Raw genomic sequence first — 20,404 nt, 5'->3', positions numbered from 1 at the left:
CGCGGCTCAATAACCCAGCCGCACCGCCTTGATCTCGGTGAACGCCGACAGGCCGACGTGGCCGTTCTCGCGGCCGTAGCCGGACTGCTTGACCCCGCCGAACGGCAGCGTGGCCTCGCCGCCGCCGCCGTTGACGATCACCTGCCCGCTCTCGATGCGCCCGATCAGCTCGTGCACGTTGCGCAGGTCGCGCGACCACAGCTTGGCCGACAGGCCATAGTGCGAATCGTTCGCCAGCGCGGCGATCTGCGCCGCGGACGCGTCGTCGGCGAAAGGCATCACCGTCAGCACCGGCGCGAAGATCTCCTCGCGCACCGCGCGCATGTGCGACTCGACGCCGGTCAGCAGGGTCGGCGGGTAGAAGTAGCCCGCCCCCGGTCGGGCGCGCCCGCCGGTCAAGGCCCGCGCACCCTCGGCCAGGCTGTGGTCGACGATCTCCTGCGCACGCTCGCGTTGGGCCTGCGAAATCATCGGCCCCATCTCGCAGCCGGCGGCGTATCCCGCATCGATGCGCACGCCGTCCATGCCCGCGCGCAGGCGCTCCAGCAAGGCCTCGTGCAGCGACGCCTGTACGTAAACGCGGGAGCCGGCGGCGCAGTACTGGCCGCTCTTGAACACGATCTCCGCGACGATCGCGCGCGCCGCCCGGTCCAGGTCGGCGTCGCCCAGCACCAGCACCGGCGACTTGCCGCCCAGTTCCAGCACGACCCGTTTCAGGTTGCTGCGCGCGGCCGCGGCCATGATCGATCGGCCGACCTGGGTGGACCCGGTAAAACTGATCAGGTTGACGTCGGGGTGCTCGGCCAGCGCCTGCCCGGCCGCCAGCCCGGTGCCGGTCACGACGTTGACCACGCCGTCGGGCAGGCCGACGCGCGCGCATAGCTCGCCGATACGCAGCGCCGACAGCGGCGCCAGTTCGGCCGGTTTGATCACCACCGTGCAACCGGCCGCGAGCGCGGCGCCCAGCTTCTGCAGCACCATCAGGAACGGCGCGTTCCAGGGGGTGACGATCGCGACCACGCCGATGGGCTCGCGCAGGAAATAGTCCATCCCCGCCTGCTCGCTGGAACGCATCGGCACTTCGCCGGCGATCTTGGTCGCCCACCCCGCGTAGTCGCGCAAGGAGCGCAGCCCCAGCGGCAGGTCGCCCGCGCGGATCGAGGCCAGGCTATGGCCGGCGTCCAGGGATTCGAGCAAGGCGAAGCGCCCCTGCTCGCGCTCGATCGCGTCGGCCAGCGCGAACAGCAGGGCCGCCCGCTTCGAGGCTGGCAAACGCGGCCACGGCCCGTCGCGGAACGCGCGCCGCGCCGCGGCCACCGCATGCTCCACGTCCTGCGCATCGCCCGCGGCGATACGCGCGATTACCGCGCCGGTGGCCGGGTCGTCCACGTCCAGCGTCGCGCCGGACGCAGCGGGCCGCCAATGTCCGTCGATCAGCAGGTTCGGCGCCTGCGCCGAAAGATCGGCGCGCAGGCGCGCCAGTTCGGCGGCATCGTCGCGGACGGCCACGGCGCCGGTGAGAAGTTCGTTGGAGCTCATGACGATGGGAGTCCCTAGTCGGAAAGAGGCGCACGCGCTGTCGCGGGCGCCGTGTTGACAATATCAACTATGAGCTATGAAGTTGATAAAATCAACCAATCAGGACGGATCCGGCGGCGCCTGCGCCATGCGCGCGAGCAGCTTGTGCAACTGCGCGCGCTCGGCCGCGCTCAGATCGGCCAGCAGGTCGCGCGCGACCGCGGCGCGCAGGCCTTCGGCGGTTTCGTGCGTGCTCTCGCCGCTGGCGGTCACGGCCAGGCGCTGTCGCTTCTGACCGGCTTCGTCCGGCAGTCGCCGCACGTTGTCGCGCTCGATCAGCGTCTTGACGATACGCGCGACCTGCGCCTTGTCGCGCCCGCTCTCGCGCACGATGTCGTTCTGCGTGCAGGCCGGATGCCGGGCGATGAAGCGCAGCGTACGCGCTTCCATTGCCGCCAACCCGACCTCGGCCTCGCGCAACGAACGCTGCATGCGCGCCGTCGCCTGATGCACTATCGCGTTGACCAGGTTGAGTATCTCGATGTCACGGCTGGCCGGCATGACGATTCCGCTGGAGTGGGCCGGCGGATTGTTGGACCGCCGCGACGCAAACGTCAATCGCCACGCCCTAGCACGGCGCGCGATCGAGCACGACGACGTCGTTTTCACAAACCCATACCGCTTCAACGCGCGTTCGCCGCGAGACCCGATACGTTCATGCAGGCGCAGGCAAGGTGCCGCCGTCGCCACCAATGCGCGAGGGAAGCATGGACCTGGCCTACCTGGAAATCGTCACGGACACGGGCTTGCAGATCGAGGTGCGTTACAAGGGCGAGCACGTGGGCTGGATACGCCGCAGCGCCGATCACACGCGCTACGAGTACTACCACGGCGTGCTCAACGACTTCGCCTACGCCTACAGCAATGCCAGCCTGGACGAACTCAAGCGTCTGCTGGGCGTGCGCGCGGGTCTGTCGCCGCTGCTCGCCACGGGCCTGATGATCTAGGCCCGCGACGGCATGCGCTCAATCTCGCGCCGATGCGGCACCGTCGTGTCGGCGCGAGGCCGCATCGCGCGGGAAGGGACGCAGTTGCAACCGCTGCCGACGGCAGACGTCCACGTCGCGATAGAGCTGCTGGCGGCCGTCGCGGAACGCGACCCGGAAATCGCGCAGGCAGCCTTCCCCTTGCAATTCGATCGTCGCCGTCGCGCCGCCGCCGCGCAGCGGCTCGCCGAGCGCGGCGTCGCGGTAATCGTCTTGCCCCGCTACGGCGGTCGACAGGCCGACCACGCTGTCGTGGGCGCGATTGATCACGACCACGTAGCGCTCGCCAGCCAGGGCGTACGCGGCCGGCATCGCGACCAGGCATAGCGCCAACGCCGCGCCGGCGCGGCGGATGAGACGGGAAGGAATTCGACCGAAAGGCTGGGTGCGCATGACGGGCTCCTGCGTAGGGATGGGACCTGGCCCGGCGCGAATCCGCGCGGCCGGCGTGGCCATCAAGGCAGTCGCGCGCCGCCGCGCCTAGCGATTCGGGACGAATCGTCGTAGCGCGGTGGCGAATCGTAGCGGCGGCCGACGGCGCTTCCAGGCGGCCGGCGCTGCGCCTAGGATGCGGACATCCCCGCCCTTCCGGTCCGCGATGAACGTCCGCCTCGGCAGCACCGAAATCGGCCTGTCCCGCTACCTCGCCCTGTGGTCGGCGGTGGTGCTGGCGTTCGCGCTGCAGGGCTTGTTCGACGACATCGTCAACGGCGATCCCTGGGCGCCCTCGGATTACCTGCGCTGGTCGGCTATCCAATGGGGCGTGTGGGCCGCGCTCGCGCCGGTGGTGTTCCGCCTCGGCGAGCGCCACCCCTTGCGCGCGCCGCTGCGTCTGGGCGCGCTGGCGCTGCACCTGGGCGCCAGCCTGGGCGTCACGCTGATCGCGGTGGTGGCGGGCGCGACGATTTCCAGCTTCACCGAACCCAGCAGCTTCGGCGAGCAGTTCTGGCAGTTCGCGAGCAAGTACATCGCGATCGGGCTGCTAACCTACTGGGCGCTGCTGGCGATCCAACAGGCCCTGCATTTCCGCGCCGAGCAGGCGCGGCGCGAACTGGAGGCCAGCCGGCTGGCCACGGAACTGGCGCAGTCGCGCCTGCTGGCGCTCAAGAGCCAGCTGCAACCGCACTTCCTGTTCAATACCCTGCACGCGATCGTGACCTTGCTGGACGAGGACACGCTGTCGGCGGAAGACATGCTGCTGCGCCTGAGCGAACTGCTGCGCGCGTTCCTGGAGGACTACGACGGCCAGGAGATCAGCCTGCGCCGCGAGCTGGCCTTGTTGGATCTGTACCTGGGCATACAGCGCACGCGCTTCAAGGACCGCCTGGACACGCGCATCTACATCGCCCCGGACACCCTCGATTGCGCCGTGCCCAGCCTGCTGCTGCAGCCCATCGTCGAAAACGCGATCCGCCACGGCATCGGCCGACGCGTGGGCGAGGACTGCATCGAGATCGAAAGCCGGCGCGAGGACGGCCAGCTGCGCATCGAGGTGCGCAACCGCAACAGCACGCTGGAGCAAGGCGGCGAGCCGGCCGGCCACGGCATCGGCCTGTCCAACACCCGTCTGCGCCTGCGCGAACTCTACGGCGATGCCGCCGACATCCGCCTGGACATGGTCTGGCCGCAGGGCGTGGCCTGCCGCATCCGCCTGCCGCTGCGCGAACTCGATGAAACCGACGACGCGCCGGAGCATGTCGTCGCATGAGCCTGACCGCGCTGGTCGTCGACGACGAGCCGATCGCGCGCCGCGCGGTGCTGCGCCTGCTGCGCGACGACCCGCAGATCCGGGTGCTGGGCGAATGCGGCGACGGCGCCTCGGCGGTGGTGGCGATCCGCAGCCAGCGGCCCGACCTGGTGTTTCTGGACATCCAGATGCCGGCCATGACCGGCATGGAAGTGGTCGCCGAGATCGGCGCCGACCGCATGCCGGCGACGATCTTCGTCACCGCCTACGAGCAGTACGCGGTGCGCGCCTTCGAGGCCAACGCGCTGGACTATCTGGTCAAGCCGTTCAGCCGCGAGCGCTTCGCCGCCACCCTGCTGCGCGCCAAGGCGCGTGTCTCGGCCAGCGCCAACGAGGCGTCCTCGGCGCAGATCCTGCAGGCGCTGGAGGCCCTGCGCCGCCGCGACGATTACCTGGAGCGCATCCCCGTGCGCGTGGACGAGCATCTGGTGTTCGTCGCCGTCGACGACGTGGTCTGGATCAAGGCCAACGGCAACCTGGTGCAGATCCATCTGGCCGACCGCGTGCACGAACTGCGCGAGACCATGACCGCGCTGGCCGCGCGCCTGGACCCGCGCCGCTTCGCGCGCGTGCACCGCTCGGCGATCGTCAATCTGCGCCGGGTGAAGACCGTCCATCCCTGGTTCAACGGCCATCACGTGGTCACCATGGACAGCGGCCAGCAGCTGCGCATGAGCCGCTATCAGCACGAGGCCTTTCTGCGCCTGGCGACGACGCGGCAGGAAGACTGAGCGAGGCGCCGCCGGCGCCCGCCGCGCGACCCGCCCATCACCGGCAACACGATGCCGTTAGGGCCGCGTGCGCCATATGCAAGTAACCGGCGATATTGGTCTGCAGCGCCTCCTGCATAGGATCGGCCGCTAGGCCATGTTTGCAGCGGCACGCCCATGCGTCGACCGTCTTCAGCCCACGAACATTAACCGTTAAGAAATTCGCGGCGCGAAGCGCGCTCAGCTAACGCCGCGTGCACGCGGCGGCAAGCACCATCGGGTTTCGGAATCGCGCATCGCAAGGAGTCCGCCATGCAAGTCACGTTCCGCGAACAGGGAACGACACCCGACGAATCCACCCAGGTATTTTGCGACGGCGTCACCGTCGGCTCGATCCGTCGCAGCCAGGACGGCCACCACTACGAGTACTACCACGGCCCGCAGAACGTCACCGCCTACGCCTACCAGAGCAGCAGCCTGGAGCAGATCAAGCGGATCCTGTCCGACCGCATGGGTCGCTCGTTCCTGCTCTCCGTGGCGCAGCCGGCGCACGGTTGAGACCGTGCTCCGCGGCCCGCGCCCTGACAGGCGGGCGCCGACATGAGCCTGAGCGAGTACCAGCGCAAGCGGCGCTTCGATAAGACCCGCGAGCCCGGTCTCGACGCCACCGCGCGGCGCGCCGCGCGTCCGATATTCGTGGTGCAGCTGCATCATGCCAGCCACCGCCATTACGACTTCCGCCTGCAGGTCGGCGATGCCCTGAAGAGCTGGGCGGTGCCCAAGGGGCCGTCCTACGATCCCCAGGTCAAACGCATGGCGGTGGAGGTCGAGGATCATCCCTTGAGCTATGCGGGCTTCGAGGGCGACATTCCCAGCGGCGAATACGGCGCGGGCCATGTCGCCCGGTTCGACCACGGCGTATGGACCACCGACGGCGACGCCGAAACCCAGTTGGCCAAGGGCCATCTGCGTTTCGCCTTGCACGGCAGCAAGCTCAAGGGCGCTTGGCACCTGGTCCGCTCCGGCAAGGCCGCGCGGCAACCGCAATGGCTGTTGTTCAAGGACGCCGACGAATACGCGGGCACGCTGGAAGCCGACGACCTGCTCGGCGACGTGACCGCCGCCCCGGCCGCCGACCGCAAGCGCGCCGGCACCGGCAAGGCCGGCAAGAAGCGACTCAAGACGGTCGCGGCGCCGAAGCGGCGACGGCGCATCGACTGGGCGGCCAAGGCGCTGGCGCTGACGGGCGCCAAGCGCGCGCGCATCCGCGATGCCGCGTTCGCGCCGCAGTTGGCGCGCCTGCACGAGAGCCCGCCCACGGGCGAGGCTTGGGTGCACGAAATCAAATGGGACGGCTATCGCTTGCTGGTGACGGTGGTGGACGGCGCGGTGCGGCTGTGGTCACGCAACGCGCTGGAATGGACCCAGCGCCTGCCCGAGATCGTGAGCGCGATCGAGACCCTGGGCCTGCGTGAGGCCCAGCTCGACGGCGAGCTGATCGCCGGCGCCGGCACCAAGGCCGACTTCAACCTGCTGCAGTCGGTGCTGTCGGGCGACAAATCCGGCCCGCTGATCCTGATGCTGTTCGACCTGCCGCACCTGCAAGGGGTGGACCTGCGCCAGGCCGGACTGATCGAACGCAAGGCATTGCTGGCGAAACTGCTGACGCCGCCACCGGCGCGGCTGGGCCTGAGCTCGCATATCGTCGGCGATGGCGCGCGCGCGTATGCGGTGGCCAGCGAGCGCCATTACGAGGGCATCGTGTCCAAGCGCGCCGACAGCGCCTACCACGCCGGCCGCGGCGACGACTGGCGCAAGAGCAAGCGCCTGAGCAGCGACGAATTCGCCGTGGTCGGCTACACCGCGCCGAAGGGGCAGCGGCAGGGATTCGGCTCGCTGTTGCTGGCGCGCCCGGACCCCGAGCACGGCTGGGTCTACGCCGGCAAGGTCGGCAGCGGCTTCTCGCAGACGCTGATCGACGCGCTGACGCCGATGCTGGAACGCCGCACCCAGGCGCAGCCCAGCGTGCACGTGCCGCCGCACGACACCGACCTGCGCAGCGCGCGCTGGTTCGCGCCGCGCGCGGTGGTCGAGGTCCACTATCGCGGCACGGGCGGTCACGGCCTGCTGCGTCAGCCATCGCTGAAGGCGGTGCGCAGCGACAAGGCGCCGGCCGACTTGGCCGACGCCGATCGCGCGCCCGCCGCGCGCGCCAAGCCGACCAGGAAGCGCTCGCACAGCGGCGCCAAGGCCGCCCCGGCGGAGAACGAGATGCAACTGACCAGCCCCACCCGCGTCGTCTTCCCCGATCGCGGCACCACCAAGCAGGACGTCGCCGACTATTACCGGCGCGCGATGGACTGGCTGCTGCCGGAAATCGTCGATCGTCCGCTGTCGGTGATCCGCTGCCCGCAGGGCGCGACGCGCCCCTGCTTCTTCCAGAAACACCTCATGGCCGGCCTGGAGCGCGTAGACGCCGTCCCCCTCAAGGAAGAATCCGGCGCACGCGCGGAGTATCTGGTGGTGCGCGACGCGGCCGGGCTGATGGAACTGGTGCAGTTCAACACGCTGGAGTTCCACCCCTGGGGCGCGCTCGCCGCCGCGCCGGACCTCGCCGACCGCATGGTCTTCGATCTGGATCCCGGACCCGGCGTGGCCTGGGCCGAGGTGGTGGCCGCGGCGCGCAAGATCCGCACGCTGCTGGACGCGATGAAGCTGCGCAGCTACGTCAGGACCTCGGGCGGCAAGGGCCTGCACGTGGTGGTGCCGCTGAGGCCGGCGTGCGACTGGTCGCAGGTGAAGCCCTTCGCGCACAGCTTCGCCGAATCGATGGCGGCCGCCGAGCCGCTCAAGTACGTGGCCAGCGCCAGCAAGAAGTTCCGCCGCAACAAGATCTTCATCGACTACCTACGCAACGGCCGCGGCGCCACCAGCGTCGCCTCGTTCTCGCTGCGCGCGCGCGAAGGCGCGCCGGTGGCCATGCCATTGCGCTGGGAGGAACTGGGCCGGATCAAATCCGGCGACGCCTTCGACATCGATTCGGCGCTGCGTCGCATCGCGCGCCTCAAAGCGCATCCCTGGGCCGGGATCGAACGCGTGTCGCAGGACCTGAACAGGGTCGCCGCCCTGCTCGTGCGGCGGTCGCGCACATGACGCACGCGTCCGTTGGGCCGGGCTTCAGCCGCATCAAACGCCTTTAACGCGCGCGGTCGTATCGTCGGACCCTCACCGCAAGCAAGCCGCTCCCTCCCCCGAGGATCACGCCATGGCGCGCCCCATCTGGACCGGTACCCTCTCGTTCGGCCTGCTCAACGTGCCGGTGTCGCTGATGGCCGGCGAACGCCGCACCGACCTGAGCTTCCGCATGCTCGATTCGCGCGACAAGAAGCCGATCCGGTTCGAACGCGTCAACGCCGACACCGGCGAGGAAGTGCCCTGGAAGGACATCGTCAAGGCCTTCGAATACGACAAGGGCAGCTACGTGGTGATCGAGAAGGAGGACATCGCCGCCGCTGCGCCGGAAACCCACGAGTCCATCGACGTGGAGGCGTTCGTGGACCGCGACGAGATCGGCACGCGCTACTACGAGAAGCCCTACGTGCTGGTCCCCGGCAAGAAGGCCGAGAAAGGCTATGTGCTGCTGCGCGAAACCCTGAAGGACACCGACAAGGTCGGCGTGGCGCGGGTGGTGATCCGTACGCGCGAATACCTGTGCGCGCTGATCCCCGAAGGCGACGCCCTGATCCTGATGCTGCTGCGCTATCCGCAGGAACTGGTCGATCCGGAAGACTACAAGCTGCCGCACGCGGCCAGCGGCCGCTACCGCATCGCGCCCAAGGAGCTGACCATGGCCAAGCAGCTGATCGAGTCCATGGCCGCGCAGTGGAAGCCCGACGCCTATCACGACGAGTTCCGCAAGCGCCTGTCGGCGATCATCCAAAAGCGCATCAAGTCCAAGGGCAAGACCACCAAGATCGCCGACGAGCCGGTGGCGCACGTGGACGAGACGACCAACGTGGTCGACTTCATGGCGCTGCTGGAACAAAGCCTGAAATCCAAGAAGCGCACGCCGGCGGCGAAGAAAACCGCGGCTGCGGCCAAGAAAGCCACCAAGGCAGCCAAGGCGACCAAGACCGCCAAGGCCGCCAAGAGCCGGGCCAAGAAGCGCGCTTGAACGGCAGCCACGCACGCCGGCGCCGCGCGGCTTCACGCCGTGCTGAACCGGCCTGCGCACAGTAGCCGCACCCGCCTGTTCCGGAGCGCCCATGCCCACCCGTTGGTCCCGTCGCCGCGTCGTCTGGGCGGTGCTGATCGCGATCGTGCTCACCGCCCTGACCAGCTTGATCGCGCTCAACCTCGCCGGACCGGAAAAGCAGCTCGTGCGGCCGCTGCCGCACCTGTATCCGATCGAGTCGGCGCAGTTCCGGCGCGAGATGGGCACCCTGCTCGGCCCGTCGGTGATCGGCGGCAATCGCGTGACCGCGTTGCAGAACGGCGACCAGATCTTCCCCGCCATGCTGCAGGCGATCCGTTCGGCGCGGCGCAGCATCACGCTGGAAACCTACATCTACTGGTCCGGCGACATCGGCCGCCGCTTCAGCCAGGCGCTGTCCGAGCGCGCACGCGCCGGCGTGCCGGTTTATCTGACGGTGGACTGGCTGGGCAGCGCCAAGATGGACGAGTCCCAGATCGAGGAGATGAAGCGCGCCGGCGTGCATATCCGCCAGTACCGGCCGCTGGCCTGGTACAACCTGGACCGGATCAACAACCGCACCCATCGCAAGCTGCTGATCGTCGACGGCGTCATCGGTTTCACTGGCGGGGTCGGCATCGCCGACCAGTGGCAGGGGCATGCGCAGGATCCGGAGCACTGGCGCGAATCGCACTTCCGCATCGAGGGTCCGGTGGTCGCGCAGATGCAGGCCGGCTTCAACGACAACTGGGTCAAATCCACCGGCGTGGTCCTGCACGGCCCGACGTTCTATCCGGCGGTGCCCGCCGCCGGCGACATGCCGGCGCAGTTGTTCATCAGCTCGCCCGCGGGCGGCAGCGACAGCATGCACCTGATGGTGCTGATGGCGATCGCGGCCTCGCGGCGCAGCATCGATCTGGCCGCCGCCTACTTCGTGCCCGACGACCTGGTGCGGCGCGCCCTGCTCGATGCGCGCCGTCGCGGCGTGCGCGTGCGCGTCCTGGTGCCGGGCGAGCACACCGACTCGGACACCGTGCGTCTGGCGTCCAAGGCGCAGTGGGAAGGCCTGATCGGCGCGGGCATCGAATTCTACGAATACCGGCCGACGATGATGCACATCAAGATGCTGATCGTGGACGGCGAGCTGGTGTCGGTGGGCTCGACCAACTTCGACATCCGCTCGTTCCGGCTCAACGACGAGGCCAGCCTCAACGTCTACGACCGCGACTTCGCCGCGGCCATGACCGCCGTGTTCGAGGCCGACCTGCGCCAGTCGCGCCGCTACACCTTGCAGGACTGGCGCCGGCGCCCGTGGAAGGAGCGCTTGCTGGAGAAGTTCGTGCTGCCGTTGAAGTCGCAGCTGTGAACGCGCGCTGCCGGCCCCGAACGCGCACGGGCACGACAGTGCGTTCACCGTGCCGCGGGCAGCATCGACGAAGCGGCCCGGCGTCTGTCGCCGGCCTTTCCCGTTGGAGCGACGGTATGGCCAGCAAGAAAGCGACCGCATCGCGATCGACTTCGTGCGCGACACCTACGGCCATCCGTAGGCGATCGCGGTCGACGCGGGCGGCCGTCGCGCACTCGCCGCGGCGGGTGTCGAACCCGACCAAGGCATGATCGACGCGGCCGATGCGCGCGCCTTCGCCGCTGCCAAGAACCCGCAATGGACGCGCGAAACGAACGTGCCGACCTTGGCCCAGGCATGCGCGAATTCGAACGTGGATGAAACCCGCAATCGCAGGCTCGGACACTAGGAGCGCCGATGGATTGGATGGAGCAGTTCTGGGTGATCGTCGACACCGGCTACGCGATGGTGCTGGGGGGCGCGATCGGCCTGGAGCGCGAGATGAAGAACCGGCCCGCCGGGTTCCGCACCCACATGCTGGTCGCCGGCGCATCGTCGCTGCTGATCGGCATCGGCCAGCTCAGCCTGGCCGATGCGCGCCTGGCGCCGCCAGGTCAGATCAGCACCGACCCCTTGCGCCTGGTCGAGGCGGTGATCGCGGGCGTGGCCTTTATCGGCGCCGGCACCATCTTCTCGCACCGGCGCGGCCAGGCCATCGCCGGCATCACCACCGCGGCGTCGTTGTTGATGGTGGCGGTGATCGGCGTGGCGGCCGGCTTCGGCTACCACGCGCTGGCCCTGGCCGCGGCGCTGCTGACCCTGCTGGTGCTGGCGTTGCTCAACGTGATGGAGCGTCGCGTGAGCGCGCGGCCGCCGCCGCCCGATCGCTAGACCGCGTCAGCGTCGTCGGATTACGAGGACTCACGCCCGCTAGCGGCCGAGAGAAGGTCGCGTAGACGCGGTGGATTGCGGAGCGGACCGGACAGTTGCGGAGCGGCCCCGCCGCGCCGTTCAAGCCTGAAACCCTTGCGGGTACTGGTGCCCGGGGCCGGACTCGAACCGGCATGGCCTTGCGGCCGGCGGATTTTAAGTCCGATGCGTCTACCGATTTCGCCACCCGGGCCTGGGCTGCGACTGCGGCGATAGCTTACGACACCGCGGCGGCGCTCAGGAAAGTCCGGCACGCGCGGCGGCAGGCCGCGAACGCTCCGCCGCTGCGCACCCGACGAACCGGTCGCGCGCGCGTCGCGCTGCAGATCGCGGTCGCGGGCATCGCGCAAAAAAGAAAGCCCCGCTTGCGCGGGGCTTCGGAGTTCCGATAAAGCCGGACCCTGCATGCAGGGTCCGATAATTGGAGGCCTCGAGCGGAATCGAACCGCTGTAAACGGATTTGCAATCCGGTGCATCACCACTCTGCCACGAGGCCGGTGACTGGTCGCAAGCATACCGCTTGCGGCGGCGATTGCACACGTCGCGCGTGGGCGGTCGCCGAAAAAACAAAACCCCGCATGCGGGGTTTTATTCTGAGGATCACTCCTCGAATTTGGAGCGGGAAACGAGACTCGAACTCGCGACATCTACCTTGGCAAGGTAGTGCTCTACCAACTGAGCTATTCCCGCAGAGGAACCCACATTTTAGGCATGGAAAGAAAACTGTCAACACTTAATTTCGTTTTCTTCACATTCCCGAACCCGGGCTTCCGCCCCGGTGCACCCGCCCCCGATGCCCCTGGGACGGACGCCGCGATCAGCCCGAGGACCGTTTCGCGTCTTCGCGCATTATAGGCCATGCCGCGCGCAAATACGCTAGCCCCGACCACAAAGTCAGCAGCGCGGCGGCGGCGAGCAGCCATTCGCCGATGCGGAAGATCGGCAGACCGAACACAGGTTCTTGATACAAAAGGCAAACCAACGCGACCATCTGCACGATGGTCTTGATCTTGCCGATCGAGGCGACTTTCACCGCCGCGCGCTGGCCCAGTTCGGCCATCCATTCGCGCAGCGCCGACACCGCGATCTCGCGGCCCACGATCACCGCCGCCCACAGCGTCATCCACACCGTCGGATGCTTCTGCACGATCAGCAGCAGCGCCACCGCCACCATGAGTTTGTCGGCGACCGGATCGAGGAAGGCGCCGAACGCCGAGTACTGGTTGTAGCGGCGCGCGATCCAGCCATCGAGCCAATCGGTGACCGAGGCGAAGGCGAAGATGAAGGCCGCGGCGAAATTGGTCCACTGGAACGGCAGGTAGAAGACCACCACCAGCACCGGGATCAGCACGATCCGCGCCAGGGTGAGCATGGTGGGTATCGTCAACTTCATCCTTCGCTCCGCGTGCCGCCGTTGGCCGCTTTCGGGTTGGCCTTGGCCGGGGCGCCGGGGTCCGGCGTCTCCAGCCCGTGCAGGGTCGCATAGATGCGCTCGGCGAGGGCGGCATTCACGCCCTCGACCCGCGAAATTTCCTCGACGCCGGCCGCTTTCAGGCCGCCCAGGCCGCCGAAATGGCGCAGCAGGCTGGCGCGGCGGCGCGGGCCGATGCCCGGGATGTCCTCCAGGCGGCTGCTGTTGCGCGCCTTCTGGCGCCGTCCGCGGTGGCCGGTGATGGCGAAGCGGTGGGCTTCGTCGCGCACCTGCTGGACCAGCTGCAGGGCCGGCGATTCGGCGCCGGGATGCAGCACGCGGCCGTCGGGCAGCAGCAGTTCCTCGTCGCCGGGCCGGCGCGCCGGGCCCTTGGCCACGCCGACCAGGATCACGCCCTCGACCCCGAGTTCGGTCAGGGCCGCGCGCGCCTGCGCCACCTGCCCCGCGCCGCCGTCGATCAGCAGCACGTCGGGCACCACGCCGTTCTCTTCGACGGCGCGGCGGAAGCGCCGCTCGATGGCCTGGTTCATGGCCGCGTAGTCGTCGCCTTCGACGATGCCGGCGATGTTATAGCGCCGGTACTGGCCGCGCACCGGGCCCTCGGCGTCGAACACCACGCACGAGGCCACCGTGGCCTCGCCCATGGTGTGGCTGATGTCGAAGCATTCGATGCGCGCGGGAATCGCGGCCATGCCCAGCATCTCGCGCAGGGCCTCGGCGCGCGCATGCTGGGCGGCATGGCTGGTGCGCTCGGCGGCCAGCGACAGCTCGGCGTTGCGGCGCGCCAGATCCAGGTAACCGGCGCGCTCGCCGCGCACGTTGCTGCGGATCTGCACCTTGCGCTCGCCGGCGGCCGAGAAGGCCTGTTCCAGCAGTTCGCGGTCGGGGATGTCGCGGTCCAGCACGATCTCGCGCGGCGGGGTCTGCTCGGCGTAGTACTGCGACACGAACGCGGCCAGCACTTCCTCGGGATTGTCGCTGCCGTTGGTCTTGGGATAGAAGGCGCGCGTGCCCAGGTTGCGGCCGTCGCGGAAGGCCAGCAACAGCACGCAGGCGGCCACGCCCTGCATCGCCACGGCCAGCACGTCCAGGTCGGCGGCGCGGCCGTCGACGTACTGGCGCGCCTGCAGGGTGCGGATCGAGGTCACCAGGTCGCGCATGCGCGCGGCTTCCTCGAAGTCCAGGCGCGCGCTGGCGGCCTCCATGGCGCGGCCGAGTTCGTCGGTGAGCTCGTCGCTGCGGCCGTCCAGCAGCAAACCGGCGCGGCGCACGCTCTCGGCGTAGTCGCGGGCGGCGACCAGGCCCACGCAGGGCGCGCTGCAACGGCCGATCTGGTGCTGCAGGCAGGGCCGCGAGCGGTTGCGGAACACGCTGTCCTCGCAGCTGCGCAGACGGAACAGCTTGTGCATCAGGTTGAGGCTGTCGCGCACCGCGCCGACGCTGGCGTAGGGGCCGAAGTAGCGTCCGGGGATCGCGCGCGGACCGCGGTGCATGGCGATGCGCGGCCAGGCTTCCTGGGTCATCAGCACGTAGGGGTAGCTCTTGTCGTCGCGCAGCAGCACGTTGTAGCGCGGCTTGAGCGACTTGATCAGCTGGTTTTCCAGGATCAGCGCTTCGGCCTCGGTGCGGGTGACCGTGACCTCCATGCGCGCGGTCTGGGCGAGCATGGATAGGATGCGCGCCGACTTGGGCGTGGCGTTGAAATAGCTGGAGACGCGGTTCTTGAGCGCGCCGGCCTTGCCGACGTAGAGCACGCCGTCGTCGGCGCCGATCATGCGGTACACGCCGGGCGCGGTGCTCAGGGCCTTGACGAAGGATTTGCCGTCGAACGGCGGCGGCGCGGCGGTCATGCGCCCCGCTCCATCGCGGTTCCTGCGCGCGCGCGGGCGACGCCGCGCGCGTTCGAGCGGCGCGGCGCGGGCGGTACGACGGGCGGGCGGCGGGGGATCACGTTCGCTGACATCGGCTACTGGCGGGGGCCAGCTATTGGATTGGGCCGATTATGCGCGAAGGCAAGCGGCCGGACCGGTACCGGATGCGCGCGCTGGCGGGCCTCAGCGGCCGCGCTCGTTCAGTTCGTGGCGCAGGCGCGCGATCGCGCCGTCGGCGGCGCGGTCGAGCAGATGGAACACGTGCTCGAACTGGGCCGGCCCGCCGGTGTAGGGATCGGGCACCTCGCCCTGCGGCTCCACCCCGCTCCACTCCAGCAGCAGCGCGGCCTGCGCGCGCGCATCGTGCGGCGCGCGCGCCCGTACGTCGCGCAGGTTGGCGCGGTCGGCGCACAGCAGCCAGTCGAAATCGCGGTAATCCGACGCCTGCAGTTGCCGGGCGCGCAAGCCGCCGATGTCGATGCCGTGCCCGGCGGCGTTGGCGATCGCGCGGCGGTCCGGCGGCTGGCCGACGTGCCAGTCGCCGGTGCCGGCCGAATCCACTTCGATGCGGCCGGCCAGGGTGGACGAGGCCAGGCGCGCGCGCAGCACGCCCTCGGCCACCGGCGAGCGGCAGATATTGCCCAGGCAGACCATCAGCACGCGCATGCTCAGGCGCCCTGCGCCAGGCGCGCCTGCGCGCGTTCCAGATCCTGTGGCGTATCGACGCCGGGCGGGAACGGCTCGGGCGTGAGCGCGACCGCGATGCGATGACCGGCTTCCAGCACACGCAGTTGCTCCAGGGATTCGATCTGTTCTAGCCGCCCGGGCGGCATCGCGGCGAAACGCTGCAGGAAGCCGGCCCGGTAACCGTAGATGCCGATATGGCGCAGCCATTGCCCTTGTTCCGGCATGCGGCCGCGGTCCTGCGCGAAGGCGTCGCGCGGCCAGGGGATCGGCGCGCGGCTGAAGTAGAGCGCGTCGCCGTTGGCGGCACGCACCAGCTTGACCGCATTGGGGTCCAGCAGGGTCTCGACCTCGGTCACCGGCGCGGCCAGGGTCGACATGTCGGCGCCGCTGTCGCGCAGGGCCTGCGCGCAGGCGCGCACGCCGGCGGCCGGCGCGAACGGCTCGTCGCCCTGCAGGTTCACCACCACGGTGTCGTCGGACCAGCCGGCGATGCGCGCGCATTCGGCCAGGCGGTCGGTGCCGGAGGCATGTTCGGTGGAGGTCATCGCCACCTGCACGCCGCTGTCGCGCAGGGCGTCGGCGATGCGCGCGTCGTCGGCCGCCACCCAGACCTCGCGCGCGCCGGCGGCCAGTGCGCGGCGCGCGACGTGCAGCACCAGCGGTTCGCCGGCGAGCAGGCGCAGCGGCTTGCCGGGCAGGCGCGTGGCGGCGTAACGGGCGGGGATGGCGACGACGAAATCCTGGGACATGCCTGGCTCCAGCGGTGCGCGGCGCGGCCGCGACGGTATCGGTGTTTCCGCGTGACGCGGAGCGTCGGGGCGGCGACGCCGAACCATGGTACGACGTCGGCTGCGGACGGCGCGCGAGGGCGGTGGTCGTCGACCCGGGTCGGACCGTGCGCGATCGCGGCTCACGCCGCCCCGCAGGAAGCAGCGGCGCGAGCATCGCAGGTTCGTGTGCGCGACATCCGCCCCGACCGAGCGGCACGCTAAAGGGCGAGCATGCGATCGCCGCGCGGCTTAGCTGCGGCGCAGGGGCGCCAGCTTGGCCAGCAGCGAGACCCAAAACGCTTCCGGCAGTTCGGTGCGTACCGGCACGCTGAAGTATTGCTCGGTGACGAAGGAGCCCTCGCCGACGCCGGCCAGCTTGACCGCGTCCTTCTCGGTCATCAGCACCGGCAACTGGCTGCCGAACTCGAAATCGGCCGCGCGGTAGCGGTGGTGGTCCGCAAACGCATGCGGGACCACGGCGATACCGAAGCCGCGCAGCATGGTGAAGAAGCGTTCGGGATCGCCGATACCGGCCACCGCGTGCACGCGTTGGCCGGAATAGGCGCTGAGCTTGCGCCCACGTCCGCCCAGCACCGGCTGCACCTGGTCGGCGACCAGGCGCATCGGCCATTCGCCGAAGCCGGTTTCGCCGCCGTTGACGACGCGGAAGTCGCAGCGCGCGGCGCGCTCGGGCAGCTCGCGCAAAGGCCCGGCCGGCAGCAACTGGCCGTTGCCGTAACGGCGGCGGCCGTCGACCACTTCGATTTCGATGTCGCGCGCGAGCCGGTAGTGCTGCAGGCCGTCGTCGCAGATCACCACGTCGCAACCGGCCTCGGCCAGCGCGCGCGCGGCGGCGTGGCGGTCGCGGTCCACGCGCAGCTTGACGCCGGTGCGCGCGGCGATCAGCACCGGCTCGTCGCCGCCGACGGCCGGATCGGTGCTGCCTTCGACCCACATCGGCGGCGCGCCCTTCTCGCGTCCGTAGCCGCGGCTGGCCACGCCCGGCGTCCAGCCCTCGGAGCGCAGGCGCTCGACCAGGGCGATGGTCATCGGGGTCTTGCCGGCGCCGCCGGCAGTGATGTTGCCGACCACGATCACCGGCACGCCCGGATGGCGTCGGCGCAGCCAGCCCTTCAGGTACAGGCCGCGACGCAGGCCGGTGACGCTGCCGTAAAGGGCCGACAGCAGGCGCGCGCCGATCGGCACCGCGACGTCGCCGTACCAATACGCCGGCAGGCGCACGCGGCGTTCGTGGGAACCGCCGGCCATGCCCTACTCCGCCTCGCGGAACTGCATGCGGTGCAGGTGCGCGTACAGCCCGCCCTGCGCCAGCAACTGCGCGTGATTGCCGCGCTCGACGATGCGGCCCTGGTCCATCACCAGCACCTGGTCGGCGTGTTCGATGGTCGACAGGCGGTGCGCGATCACCAGTGTGGTGCGGTCGGGCATCAGGCGTTCCAGCGCGTCCTGCACCAGGCGTTCGGATTCGGTGTCCAACGCGGCGGTGGCCTCGTCCAGGATCAGGATGGGCGCATCCTTGAGCATGGCGCGCGCGATCGCCAGGCGCTGGCGTTGGCCGCCGGACAAACGTCCGCCGTTGGCGCCGATGTGGGTCTGCACGCCCTCGGGCAGGCGCTCGACGAACTCCATCGCGTTGGCGCCGCGCACCGCCTGCTCCAGGCCTTCCGGCGGCGCCTGCTGCAGCTCGCCGTAGGCGACGTTGGCCGCGACGGTGCCGTCGAACAGCATCACCTGCTGGCCGACCAGGGCGATCTGCCGGCGCAGGTCGCGCAGGCGGTAGTCCTGCAGCGGGTGGCCGTCGAGCAGGATCTGGCCGGATTCGGGCTCGTAGAAGCGCGGAATCAGCTTGATCAGGGTCGACTTGCCGCTGCCGGAACGGCCGATGATGGCGGTGACCGTGCCGGGCGTGGCGGTGAAACTGATGTCGGCCAGCGCCGGCTCCTGCTGGCCCGGGTAGCGCGCGACCACGTCGCGGAATTCGATCTCGCCGCGCGCGCGCGGCAGCGCGCGGGTACCGGTGTCGGGTTCGTCGTCGGCGTCGAGCACGGTGAACAAGCGCTCGGCCGAGGCCACGCCCCGCTGCAGCATGTTCTGCACGTTGGTGAGCTGGCGCAGGGCCGGGATGATCGCGATCATCGAGGTCATCAGGGTCACGAACTTGCCCGCGTCCAGGCGCCCGGCCAGGGCCTCGCGGCCGGCCACGAACACCAGCAGCGCCAGACCGGCGGCGCCCATCAGCTGCACCATGCCCGAGGCGATGCTGCGCGTGGACTCCACCTTCATGCTCAGCTTGAGGTGGTTGTCGGCGATGGAACGGTAGCGGTCGAGTTCGACCTCCTGCGCGCCGTAGACCTTGACCTCCTGATGGTTGCCCAGGGCCTGGTCGGCCGATTGCAGTAACGCGCCCGCGCTTTCCTGGATGCGATGGCTAATGCGGCGGTAGCGGCGGCCGATCTTGTCCATCACGAACGCCAGCGGCGGCGCCATCAGCAGCACCGCCAGGGTCACCTGCCAACTCGCGTACAGCATCGCGCCCAGCAGCGCGATGGCCTGGAAGCTCTGCTGCAGCATGACCTTCATCGCGTCGACCGCGGCCTGCGCGACCTGGTCGCTGTCCGAGCCCAGGCGCACCAGCATCGACGGCACCGGCTCGGTGTCGAAACGCAGGCCCGGCAGGCGCAGGTACTTGCCCAGCACGTTCACGCGCATGTCGCGGGCGATGCTGCGGCCGGCCTTGGCCATGTTGTAGTCGGTGAGGTAGCCGGCGATGCCGCGCAGCAGGAACAGACCGACGATGGCCGCCGGCAGCAGGTTGCTGAGCGACTTTTCCTTCTCGATGAAGGTGATGTTGATGATCGGCGTCATCAGCGTGGTGAACACGCCGGCGGCGGCCGCTTCGATCAACATGCCGAACAGCGCCAGCCACAGCAACGCGCCGTAGGGACGGGCGAAGCCGAGCAGGCGGCGGTAGGTCTGCCAGGGCGAGACCTGGGCGGTCACCGCTTGCCCTCGGCGGGAGCGGCGCCGGCCGGCGGCGCGGTCGCGCTCATGATGCGGCGGAAGCCGAGCTGGCCCAGCGCGTCGTACACCGTCACCACCGCCTGATAAGGCGTGCGCGCGTCGGCGCGCAGCATCACCTGGCGGTCGCGGTCGCTGCCGGCGACCTCGGCAATGGTGGTCTTCAGCGATTCCAGGTCGTCGCGCAGCACTTCGCGATCGTCGACGAAGTAACGGCCGTCGGCGTTGACCAGCACGATCAGCGCCTTGGACGCGTCGCTGACCGGCTCGCCGCTGGCGCGCGGCAGTTCCAGCTTGAGCACCGAGCGCGCATCGAAGGTGGCAGTGACCACGAAGAAGATGATCAGCACCAGGATCACGTCGATCAGCGGAACCAGGTTGATCTCCGGTTCGTCGTCGGCGCGGTGGTCGCGTATGCGCATGCCGTCCTGCCTCAGCCCGCGGCCTGCGGCTGCACCGGCGCCGGCTGCGCGGCGGCGGCCGGGCGCACGGCGGTGCGCGTGTCCAGGGTGTCGAGCAGCTGGATCGCCTCATGCTCCATCGCCACGATGTACTCGGCGATGCGCCCGCGGAACCAGCGGTGCGCGATCAGCGCCGGAATCGCCACGATCATGCCGGCCGCGGTGCAGACCAGGGCCTTGCCGATGCCGCCGGCAAGCTGGTTCACGTCGCCGATGCCGTGATCGAGGATGCCCAGGAACATCTGGATCATGCCGACCACGGTGCCGAACAGGCCCAGCAGCGGACCAGCGGCCGAGATCGTGCCGAGGGTGTTGAGGTAGCGCTCCATGCGGTGGACCAGGTGGCGGCCCACGTCCTCGATGCGCTCGCGGATCTCGTCGCGCGGGCGCCCACGCACGTCCAGGGCCGCGGCCAGCAGGGCCCCCAGCGGCGAGGTCGCGCGCAGGGACTCGATGTGGGCCGGGTCGAGCTTGCCGCGACCGGCCCAGGCGCGGACTTCCTTGCCCAGCTCCGGCGGCAGCACCGCCTTGCGCCGCAGCGTCCACAACCGCTCGATGATGATCGCCAGCGCGACGGCCGACAGCAGCAACAGCGGGATCATCGGCCAACCGCCGGCCTTGATCAGTTCCAGCACTCGCGAACCTCCGGCCCATGC

At 69.7% G+C, this 20,404-nt stretch carries 20 protein-coding genes and 3 tRNA genes; 9 read left to right on the top strand and 14 right to left on the bottom strand.

What is annotated here, in order from left to right; translation table 11 throughout:
- Positions 1-6: 6 nt before the first annotated feature.
- Both LVB77_RS11070 and LVB77_RS11065 read right to left on the bottom strand, forming a co-directional pair.
- Positions 7-1,539: an aldehyde dehydrogenase family protein gene (locus LVB77_RS11070; protein WP_232906178.1), complete on the bottom strand. Its 1,533-nt coding sequence runs from the start codon at positions 1,537-1,539 to the stop codon at positions 7-9.
- Between the two features lie 99 nt (positions 1,540-1,638).
- Positions 1,639-2,079 carry a MarR family winged helix-turn-helix transcriptional regulator gene (locus tag LVB77_RS11065; RefSeq protein WP_232906177.1) on the bottom strand — a complete coding sequence of 147 codons (441 nt, stop codon included), beginning with the start codon at positions 2,077-2,079 and terminating at the stop codon, positions 1,639-1,641.
- A 206-nt stretch (positions 2,080-2,285) separates the two neighbouring features.
- Between LVB77_RS11065 and LVB77_RS11060 the strand changes: the two genes are divergently transcribed.
- Entirely contained in the window at positions 2,286-2,525 is a 240-nt protein-coding gene (locus LVB77_RS11060; protein WP_232906176.1) for a hypothetical protein, read from the top strand.
- 18 nt (positions 2,526-2,543) lie between these two features.
- Here LVB77_RS11060 and LVB77_RS11055 read toward each other — a convergent pair whose 3' ends face one another.
- Complete coding sequence (locus tag LVB77_RS11055) at positions 2,544-3,020, bottom strand: hypothetical protein (RefSeq protein WP_232906175.1); 477 nt, start codon at positions 3,018-3,020, stop codon at positions 2,544-2,546.
- 142 nt (positions 3,021-3,162) lie between these two features.
- Between LVB77_RS11055 and LVB77_RS11050 the strand changes: the two genes are divergently transcribed.
- From LVB77_RS11050 to LVB77_RS11015, 8 genes are all read left to right on the top strand, one after another.
- Positions 3,163-4,272 (top strand): histidine kinase, encoded by a 1,110-nt coding sequence (locus tag LVB77_RS11050; protein WP_232906174.1) that lies wholly within the window; start codon positions 3,163-3,165, stop codon positions 4,270-4,272.
- Positions 4,269-5,042 (top strand): LytTR family DNA-binding domain-containing protein, encoded by a 774-nt coding sequence (locus tag LVB77_RS11045; RefSeq protein ID WP_232906173.1) that lies wholly within the window; start codon positions 4,269-4,271, stop codon positions 5,040-5,042. The genes LVB77_RS11050 and LVB77_RS11045 overlap by 4 nt, the downstream gene beginning before the upstream one ends.
- 291 nt (positions 5,043-5,333) lie before the next feature.
- Positions 5,334-5,579, top strand: coding sequence for a hypothetical protein (locus LVB77_RS11040; protein WP_232906172.1), 246 nt, complete (start codon positions 5,334-5,336; stop codon positions 5,577-5,579).
- Between the two features lie 42 nt (positions 5,580-5,621).
- Entirely contained in the window at positions 5,622-8,174 is a 2,553-nt protein-coding gene (gene ligD / locus LVB77_RS11035) for a DNA ligase D (protein WP_232906171.1), read from the top strand.
- A 112-nt stretch (positions 8,175-8,286) separates the two neighbouring features.
- Positions 8,287-9,195, top strand: coding sequence for a Ku protein (locus LVB77_RS11030; protein WP_232906170.1), 909 nt, complete (start codon positions 8,287-8,289; stop codon positions 9,193-9,195).
- 91 nt (positions 9,196-9,286) lie between these two features.
- Positions 9,287-10,579, top strand: coding sequence for a phospholipase D-like domain-containing protein (locus tag LVB77_RS11025; protein ID WP_232906169.1), 1,293 nt, complete (start codon positions 9,287-9,289; stop codon positions 10,577-10,579).
- A 247-nt stretch (positions 10,580-10,826) separates the two neighbouring features.
- On the top strand, positions 10,827-10,967 hold the full coding sequence (locus LVB77_RS11020; protein WP_232906168.1) for a hypothetical protein: 141 nt from the start codon (positions 10,827-10,829) through the stop codon (positions 10,965-10,967).
- A gap of 8 nt (positions 10,968-10,975) precedes the next feature.
- The gene (locus LVB77_RS11015; RefSeq protein ID WP_232906167.1) at positions 10,976-11,449 is read left to right on the top strand and encodes an MgtC/SapB family protein; all 474 of its coding nucleotides are present in this window, start codon (positions 10,976-10,978) and stop codon (positions 11,447-11,449) included.
- Positions 11,450-11,594: 145 nt separating this feature from the next.
- Here LVB77_RS11015 and LVB77_RS11010 read toward each other — a convergent pair.
- From LVB77_RS11010 to LVB77_RS10960, 11 genes are all read right to left on the bottom strand, one after another.
- Positions 11,595-11,681, bottom strand: a tRNA-Leu gene (locus tag LVB77_RS11010).
- Between the two features lie 229 nt (positions 11,682-11,910).
- Positions 11,911-11,984, bottom strand: a tRNA-Cys gene (locus tag LVB77_RS11005).
- 118 nt (positions 11,985-12,102) lie between these two features.
- Positions 12,103-12,178, bottom strand: a tRNA-Gly gene (locus tag LVB77_RS11000).
- A gap of 127 nt (positions 12,179-12,305) precedes the next feature.
- The gene (pgsA, locus tag LVB77_RS10995; RefSeq protein WP_232906166.1) at positions 12,306-12,881 is read right to left on the bottom strand and encodes a CDP-diacylglycerol--glycerol-3-phosphate 3-phosphatidyltransferase; all 576 of its coding nucleotides are present in this window, start codon (positions 12,879-12,881) and stop codon (positions 12,306-12,308) included.
- Entirely contained in the window at positions 12,878-14,770 is a 1,893-nt protein-coding gene (gene uvrC / locus LVB77_RS10990; protein ID WP_232906165.1) for an excinuclease ABC subunit UvrC, read from the bottom strand. Before uvrC ends, pgsA begins: the two co-directional genes overlap by 4 nt.
- A gap of 204 nt (positions 14,771-14,974) precedes the next feature.
- Complete coding sequence (locus LVB77_RS10985) at positions 14,975-15,457, bottom strand: low molecular weight protein-tyrosine-phosphatase (RefSeq protein ID WP_232906164.1); 483 nt, start codon at positions 15,455-15,457, stop codon at positions 14,975-14,977.
- Positions 15,458-15,459: 2 nt separating this feature from the next.
- Positions 15,460-16,227: a 3-deoxy-manno-octulosonate cytidylyltransferase gene (gene kdsB / locus LVB77_RS10980; RefSeq protein ID WP_232906163.1), complete on the bottom strand. Its 768-nt coding sequence runs from the start codon at positions 16,225-16,227 to the stop codon at positions 15,460-15,462.
- Between the two features lie 270 nt (positions 16,228-16,497).
- Positions 16,498-17,517, bottom strand: coding sequence for a tetraacyldisaccharide 4'-kinase (lpxK, locus tag LVB77_RS10975; protein ID WP_232906162.1), 1,020 nt, complete (start codon positions 17,515-17,517; stop codon positions 16,498-16,500).
- A gap of 3 nt (positions 17,518-17,520) precedes the next feature.
- The gene (msbA, locus tag LVB77_RS10970; RefSeq protein WP_232906161.1) at positions 17,521-19,269 is read right to left on the bottom strand and encodes a lipid A export permease/ATP-binding protein MsbA; all 1,749 of its coding nucleotides are present in this window, start codon (positions 19,267-19,269) and stop codon (positions 17,521-17,523) included.
- Positions 19,266-19,709 (bottom strand): biopolymer transporter ExbD, encoded by a 444-nt coding sequence (locus LVB77_RS10965; RefSeq protein ID WP_232906160.1) that lies wholly within the window; start codon positions 19,707-19,709, stop codon positions 19,266-19,268. The genes msbA and LVB77_RS10965 overlap by 4 nt, the downstream gene beginning before the upstream one ends.
- 11 nt (positions 19,710-19,720) lie before the next feature.
- Positions 19,721-20,383 (bottom strand): MotA/TolQ/ExbB proton channel family protein, encoded by a 663-nt coding sequence (locus LVB77_RS10960; protein WP_232906159.1) that lies wholly within the window; start codon positions 20,381-20,383, stop codon positions 19,721-19,723.
- Positions 20,384-20,404: the final 21 nt, after the last annotated feature.

Source organism: Lysobacter sp. 5GHs7-4 (assembly GCF_021284765.1).
Lineage (GTDB): Bacteria > Pseudomonadota > Gammaproteobacteria > Xanthomonadales > Xanthomonadaceae > Lysobacter.
This window is presented reverse-complemented; position numbering and strand designations above follow the sequence as displayed.